Origin of the sequence: Proteus myxofaciens ATCC 19692 (assembly GCF_001654855.1) — a bacterium.
GTDB lineage: Bacteria > Pseudomonadota > Gammaproteobacteria > Enterobacterales > Enterobacteriaceae > Proteus > Proteus myxofaciens.
The window spans coordinates 22867-30672 of the sequence record NZ_LXEN01000003.1; the positions used below are offsets into that span (position 1 = coordinate 22867).

The window sequence follows — 7806 nt, forward strand, 5'->3', positions numbered from 1 at the left end:
TTTTATAAATGTTGAGTTAAATAGGTAATAAAGCTATCAATATTACGAGAAAGTTTACTTCGATTTGCATAGATAGCAACCAAATTAATAGAGGCGGGTTGTTGAGGAAATTCAATAACTCGCAATTTTTTTGCTTCTATTTCTTCTTTACAACAGTCCTTACATAATATTGCAAAACCAATACCTTTTAAGGCTGCTCTTGCTGCTAATATGCCACTATTAACACGATAATGGCTATTAATAGTCACTTTAATAGGTTGCTTATCTTTATCAACAAATATCCAAGGTTGCCCTTCAATAGCACTAAAACTTGATATACAAGGTAACTGACTCAGTTGCTCTATTTGTGTAGGAATACCTGTTTTACTTAATAATTCTTCAGATGCAACAACAACGCTTTGCCATGATTTAATTAAACGAGAATGATAGCTACTATCTGCCAAATTCCCTCGATGAAAAGTTAATAGTAAATCAATATCATCATCAATGATATTTCTAGGCATTAATTGAGTATCACAGGCAATAGTGAGATTAGGATGAAGTGTAGCAAAATCAGCTAATACATCAGCTAGCATTTCGCTACCGTATTCACTGGGTATCGTGAGTCGAAAAGTCCCTGTTAAAGGGCCATCACTTGTAATATTACTAACCGCACTATCAAGTTCATCTAATGATATTTTAGCTTGCTGATATAACTGTTTACCTTGCTCAGTCAAACGCATTTTTCGTGTTGTTCTATCTATTAATTGGCAATTTAATTGATGCTCAAGTTGTTTGATTGCACGACTAATATTTGAACTTGGCATAGAAAGAAAACGTGCAGCAGCGGCAAATTGTTCCTTCTCAGCAACAGCAGAAAAAATACGTAATAAATTAAGATCAATTTGCATAAAAACGTCACTACCTAATAAAGTTCTATTTCCTAATATAGGCAGTGTAGCATTCATCTTAAATTTACTTGTAATAATTTAGCAGTAGCCATAAGACATTAATTTTTGATAGCGCATATCAACCAATTCTTCTATTGAATAACTTTTTAAAAGTGCTAAATCTTTTAATAACAGCTCTTTAAGAAACTGTGCGGCTTGTTTGTGATTACGATGAGCACCACCTAATGGCTCAGGAATAATCGAATCAATAATGCCTAATGATTGTAATTTTGGCGCTGTCATTCCCATGGCTTCTGCCGCTAATGGTGCTTTATCAGAATTTTTCCATAAAATAGAAGCACAGCCTTCAGGAGAAATTGCAGCATAGGTACTGTATTGCAACATATTAATACGATCGCCAACACCTATTGCTAATGCGCCACCTGAACATCCCTCTCCTGTTATTGTACAAATAACTGGTGTTTTTAAGCGTGACATTTCAAAAATATTACGTGCAATCGCTTCTGATTGTCCTCGCTCTTCAGCACCAACACCAGGATAAGCGCCAGCAGAATCAATAAAAATAATAACAGGCAAATGAAAACGTTCTGCCATTTTCATTAAGCGTAGTGATTTTCGATAACCTTCTGGTGATGGCATACCGAAATTACGACGTATTTTTTCTTTAGTCCCACGGCCTTTTTGTTGCCCAATAACCATCACTGGTTGTTTATTTAAACGCGCTAATCCTGCCACAATTGCTTTATCATCAGCATAAGCTCTATCACCCGCTAATTCCTGAAAATCTGTAAAAATCTCACTAATATAATCGAGTGTATAAGGTCGCATAGGATGGCGAGCTAATTGCACAATGTCCCATGCGCCAAGATCAGAAAAAATAGCTCGAGTTAAAGATAAACTTTTTTGTTTTAACTTTGATATTTCCTCATCTAAATTAACAGACAACGCTTCATCTTGAGAGCGCTTAAAAGTCAATAAAGCCTCGATTTTTTCATCTAACTCTATGATAGGTTTTTCAAATTCAAGATGACTAAGCGACATAATAAACCTCATATTTTGTGCAAAAAATATAAACAAATATGAGTTCAGTCTAGAAAAAATAGAGAAACAGCGATATACAAGAATTTGGCAAAGACTATTATCAAAAATGGGATAATCTTTAGCAATAAAGTAGTTAAATAAATTTAACGTAAAATTAACAGCTTTTACACTATACAGAAATGAATAACTCATGTATTAATATACAGTGTGCAATGTCTCTTTTTCTCACCCGCGAAAAAGTCATCACTTTCAAAAAAATATTCTATAATTCATATAATTAAAATAAAGATACTATGTTGCAAACTAAAAAACTCTCTACTATCACCCTATTATTTTCATCACTTCTACTGACTATAGGTAGAGGTGCAACGCTTCCCTTTATGGCAATTTATTTATCTAAGCAGTATCAGCTTTCTGTTGATGATATCGGGATTGCCATGTCAGTTGCTTTAACCACAGGCATATTTTTTAGCCTTGTCTTTGGTATATTTGCTGATAAGTTTGAAAAAAAACGCTATATGCTTTTTTCCATTATGATTTTTATTATTGGATTTGCGTCAATTCCTTTAGTTAATAGCACAATTCTTGTTGTTATTTTCTTTTCAGTTATTAACTGTTCTTATCTTGTTTTCGCGACTGTATTAAAAGCCTATTTTTCTGAGACATTATCTGTTGCAGTCAAACCTAAGATATTTTCTATAAATTATACCTTTCTTAATATGGGATGGACGGTAGGACCACCAATAGGCACGTTATTATTAATGTATGGTACGCAATTGCCTTTTTGGTTAGCCGCTATTTCTGCATGTATTCCTTTATTTGCCATCCAATTATTTGTTCAGCGCTCAAAAATGGTAACAAATAGTGAAGAAACTCAGGTTAAGTGGGATCCACGCATTCTTTTTAAAGATAAAGCGCTTAGTTGGTTTGTTTTATCGGCATTCTTTGGCACTTTAACTTTTGGTTCATTTGCTTCTTGTATATCACAATATATTTTAGTGGTTTATGACGCAAAATTGGCTGAATCCGTCATCGCAGTTGTATTACCCGTTAATGCGGCGATTGTTGTCTCTTTACAATATATTGTTGGAAAATATGTCACTGTTGAAAGACTGCGCAAATTAATGACATTAGGCACTGTCTTTTTTATTTTAGGCTTGGCGGGATTTATGATGGCAGGTGATAACCTACTCTTTTGGGCATTCGCTATTATAGTATTTACATTTGGCGAATTAATTTATGCGCCAGGTGAGTATATGTTAATCGATAATATTGCCCCACTAGGAATGAAGGCAAGTTATTTCTCAGCACAATCGTTAGGTTGGCTAGGTTCAGCCCTTAACCCATTAGTTAGCGGATATATTTTAACTTCTTTACCACCTGTTTCTTTATTTGCTATTTTAATGGGGTTTGCCGCATTTGCTTGGCTTTGCATGATCAAAGGAATGAATACAAGTAGAAACGCCACCCTTTAGTATTTACTTATTATCATTTATTTTATAAAGAATAAAAAAGACACTAAATTTGAACTAACCCCAATTTAGTGTCTTTTGTTTTATTCTATTTAAATCTTATTTCTTAAGCTTCAGCTCTGGTATTTTTTTCTGCTTTTTCTGCTAATAAATTAAGAAGAGCATATTTCTTTTCAATATTTGCTTGTGCCTGATTTGTCAGTGTCGTCGCTTTATCTGGATATATTTTAAATAATCGGTTAAAGCGTTGTTCTTTATGTATTACCGCAGAAATAGGTTGAGTTGGCGCTCTTGAGTCTAATATTAATGGATTTTTACCCTCTTTTTCACGACGAGGATCAAAACGATATAAAGGCCAAAATCCAGAAGCAGTTAGCTGTTTCATTTGATCGAAGCTAAATGCTAAATCATAACCATGTTCTTCACATGGACTATAAGCAATAATTAATGAAGGTCCTTGATAAGATTCAGCTTCTTGGATAGCTTTAATTGTTTGATTCATTTGAGCACCAATTGCGATTTGTGCAACATAAATATTGCCATACATCATCATTGTCACACCTAAATCTTTACGTGCTTTATTTTTACCCTCTTCACCAAATTTAGTAATAGCACCCATTGGTGTTGCTTTAGATTGTTGACCACCTGTATTTGAATAACATTGTGTATCTAACACCAATACATTGACATTTTCACCACTACTTAGCACATGATCAAGACCGCCAAATCCAATGTCATAAGCCCAACCATCACCACCTACCATCCACACTGTTTTCTTCATTAAATAATGTGCATCGTTAAGTAGTTCTTTAGCCAGTGGATCACTACTTTTTCCTAGTAGAGCTGATAATTCGCTAATTGCATTACGCTTATCTTGGCTATTGGTACCACCATTAGTGAGTGTTTGATAAAGCGATTCTGGTATTTCTGTCGCAAATCGATTTAAAAGACGTTCAACGCGTTTTTTATGCTGATCAAGCGTTAATCTAAAACCTAAACCAAATTCAGCATTATCTTCAAAGAGTGAGTTAGCCCAAGCAGGACCTCTGCCTTCTCTATTTGTGGTATAAGGTGTCGTTGGTAAATTACCACCGTAAATAGATGAGCATCCCGTTGCATTCGCAATAAGAAGCTCATCACCATAAAGTTGCGTTAATAACTTGATATAAGCTGTTTCACCACAGCCTGAGCATGCACCTGAATATTCAAATAATGGCGTAATTAATTGTGATGTTCGAATATCAATTTTATCAAGCTCTGAGGGATGTAAATCGGGTAATGCATTAAAGAAAGCAAAATTCTGTTTTTCTCGCTCTAATACATTAAGTTTTTCAACCATATTAATTGCACGAATACTTGGATCTTGCCTATCTTTAGCAGGACAAACCTCATAGCATAAATTACACCCTGTACAATCTTCAGGTGCAACTTGTAGAATATAATCTAATCCTCTCATTTCACGAGATTTTACAGGTAGTTTTTCTAAAGTAACAGGTGCATTCTCTAGTAATTCAGGTTTAGCAACTTTAGCTCGAATAGCAGCATGAGGACACGCAGCAACACAATAGTTACACTGTGTACAAAGTGAGGGTTTCCATACAGGGATAAATTCGGCAATATTACGCTTTTCCCATTGTGTTGTTCCTGTTGGCCATGTGCCATCAGGAGGAAATGCTGAAACTGGCAAGCTATCTCCTAATCCCGCCATCATCATAGCCGTCACTGTTTTCACAAAATCAGGTGCATTTTCAGCAACAATAGGTGATTTATAAGGACTATCAGATAATACATTGCCTAATGGCACTTCCTCTAACGCTGATAGTGTTTGAGCAACGGCATCTAAATTAGAGTTAACCAGTGCATCACCTTTTTTCTGGTAACTTTTAATAATGGTATTATGTAAATATTGGGCAATATCTTCTTCAGAAAAAAGTGCTGTTAAATGGAAAAAGGCTGTTTGCATAATAGTATTAATGCGTGCCCCTAATTGGCACTCTCTTGCAATTTTATACGCATTTATCGTATATATTTTTGCCTGTTTTTCGATAAGTAAAGCTTGCACTTCTTGAGGCAATTTAGCCCATACAATGTGTGCTGGATAAGGTGTATTTAAAAGTAATGTCCCGCCTTTTTTTAATTTTTCTACAACTTGGTATTTATCAATAAATTGCCATTGATGACAGCCAATAAAATCAGCACTTTTAATTAAATAGGTTGAATAAATAGGTTTTTTACTGACTCGTAAATGCGAAACGGTTAATCCACCAGCTTTTTTAGAATCATAAACAAAATAGCCTTGTGCATGTAATGGCGTGTTATTACCGATAATATTAATATTATTCTTAGTCGCAGAAACTGAGCCATCACTTCCCAATCCATAAAATAGTGCGGTTAATTGATGTTGCTCTGGTAATTCCATTTCTATGGTTGGCAATGATAGATAAGTTACATCATCGTAAATACCCACAGTAAAACGACGTTTAGGTTTTTGTTGTTGTAACTCTTTAAATATCGCCATCACACAATCAGGATCAAATTCTTTAGAAGATAAGCCATAGCGACCTGAAATTGTAATAGGTAACGTCGCTCGTTTACCTTGTTGAAAGGCTTCTGTTAATGCCGTTATAACATCAAGATAAAGTGGTTCAGCTTGTGATCCTGGCTCTTTTGTTCTATCTAAAACTGCAATTTTATCAACGGAATGAGGAATGGCATTAATAAAATGCTCAGCAGAAAATGGTCGATAAAGATGCACACAAAGTAAGCCGACTTTCTCATCTTGACCATTCAGTATATCAATAACTTCTTTACAAGGGCCTGCTGCTGAACCCATTAAAATGATGATACGCGTAGCTTGGGGATCACCATAATATTCAAATGGCTGATAGTTTCGTCCTGTTACTTGACCAAATAGCGACATTGCCTCTGCAACATGTTGATAGCCTTTATCATACCAAGGATTAGAAGCTTCTCTTGCTTGGAAATAAGTATCAGGATTTGCAGATGTTCCTCTAATCACAGGAGCTTCAGGAGATAGTGCACGTTGTCGGTGTGCTTCTATTGCTTGATAAGAAATCAGTTGTTTTAGTTCATTATCGCTAATTGAAATGATTTTATTCATCTCATGTGATGTTCTAAAACCATCAAAAAAATGCACAAAAGGAATACGGCTATTTAATGTTGCCATTTGCGCTATAACAGCAAAATCTTGCGCTTCTTGTACGCTATTTGCACAAAGTAGCGCACAACCTGTTTGCCTAATCGCCATCACATCAGAATGATCACCAAAAATAGACAATGCATGCGTTGCAACAGTACGTGCAGCAACATGTAATACAAAGGGGGTCAATTCCCCTGCTATTTTGTAAAGTGAAGGGATCATTAATAATAATCCCTGAGATGAAGTAAAAGTTGTCGCTAATGCACCTGTTTGTAATGCGCCATGAACAGTGGCAATAGCGCCACCTTCTGATTGCATTTCCATTAAACGAGGAGTATCACCCCATAAATTAGGTTGCTGATTAACAGCCCAATGATCTGCATATTCCGCCATCGTTGAACTTGGGGTAATGGGATAAATAGCAATAACTTCATTTAAACGATAAGCGACAGATGCAACGGCTTGGTTAGCATCCGTTGTAATATTTTGCTGTAATTCATTGCTCACAATAATGACCTTTTATTGATACTTTTCTTATTTTTTGAAATTAACAGAAATCAACAATAGGCCATTATCGTATTTGTGTTTCTTTATTTATTTACTCGCAATTTGATGATGCGGATCAATATTCATAAGCAAATAAATTTTATATTTAACAAGGTGTTAAATTATTTATCGTATTCGTGTTATTTAGAGACTTGTTTAAGTATTGAGCTGATACTTATTGGGAAAAAATTATTCACATCAACGCCAACATTAATTGCATTTTGTCCTAATATCTCTAAACGTTTACGTTGAGAAGGATCTTTTCCTGAATTATGCACATGTCCATAAAGATGGATAGCATCACGGAAAAAGCCGGACCATTCTAATATGGGATAATGAAACATAACAATTTTTCGTTTTTGATAATCCAATTCATAATAATCTTTTACCCATTGAAAAGCTGAAAGATCAAACTCAGGATCATCTAAAAATTTGTCGTGATTTCCACGAATAAGATATTTTCGTCCATTTAATCGATGTAATATTCTATTAGCATCTTTTCCTGTCCCTCGATATAAAAAATCCCCTAAAATATAAATATCATCTCTATCCGTTACATAAGCATTCCAGTTATGTATTAGAGAATCATTCATATGATTAACACTATTAAAAGGACGATCACAGAGGTTAAGAATATTTGAATGGCAAAAATGAGTGTCTGAAGTAAAATAAATCATAGTAAATTCTTAGATGATCC

The 7806-nt window shown here is 34.8% G+C and carries 5 protein-coding genes; 1 reads left to right on the plus strand and 4 read right to left on the minus strand.

Annotated elements, in window-relative coordinates; genetic code table 11:
• Nucleotides 1-2 precede the first annotated feature (2 nt).
• A complete protein-coding gene (locus tag M983_RS00235) occupies nucleotides 3-890 on the minus strand; it encodes a LysR family transcriptional regulator (RefSeq protein WP_066745219.1) in 888 nt (295 codons plus the stop codon).
• A gap of 78 nt (nucleotides 891-968) precedes the next feature.
• On the minus strand, nucleotides 969-1931 hold the full coding sequence (gene accA, locus M983_RS00240) for an acetyl-CoA carboxylase carboxyl transferase subunit alpha (protein ID WP_066745200.1): 963 nt from the start codon (nucleotides 1929-1931) through the stop codon (nucleotides 969-971).
• Between the two features lie 293 nt (nucleotides 1932-2224).
• On the opposite strand from accA, the gene ydeE reads away from it, so the two are divergent.
• Complete coding sequence (gene ydeE / locus M983_RS00245) at nucleotides 2225-3406, plus strand: efflux MFS transporter YdeE (RefSeq protein ID WP_066745203.1); 1182 nt, start codon at nucleotides 2225-2227, stop codon at nucleotides 3404-3406.
• A 103-nt stretch (nucleotides 3407-3509) separates the two neighbouring features.
• Here ydeE and nifJ read toward each other — a convergent pair whose 3' ends face one another.
• Both nifJ and M983_RS00255 read right to left on the minus strand, forming a co-directional pair.
• Nucleotides 3510-7070 (minus strand): pyruvate:ferredoxin (flavodoxin) oxidoreductase, encoded by a 3561-nt coding sequence (gene nifJ / locus M983_RS00250; RefSeq protein WP_083954507.1) that lies wholly within the window; start codon nucleotides 7068-7070, stop codon nucleotides 3510-3512.
• Nucleotides 7071-7249: 179 nt separating this feature from the next.
• Nucleotides 7250-7786 carry a metallophosphoesterase gene (locus M983_RS00255; RefSeq protein ID WP_066745207.1) on the minus strand — a complete coding sequence of 179 codons (537 nt, stop codon included), beginning with the start codon at nucleotides 7784-7786 and terminating at the stop codon, nucleotides 7250-7252.
• Nucleotides 7787-7806 lie beyond the last annotated feature (20 nt).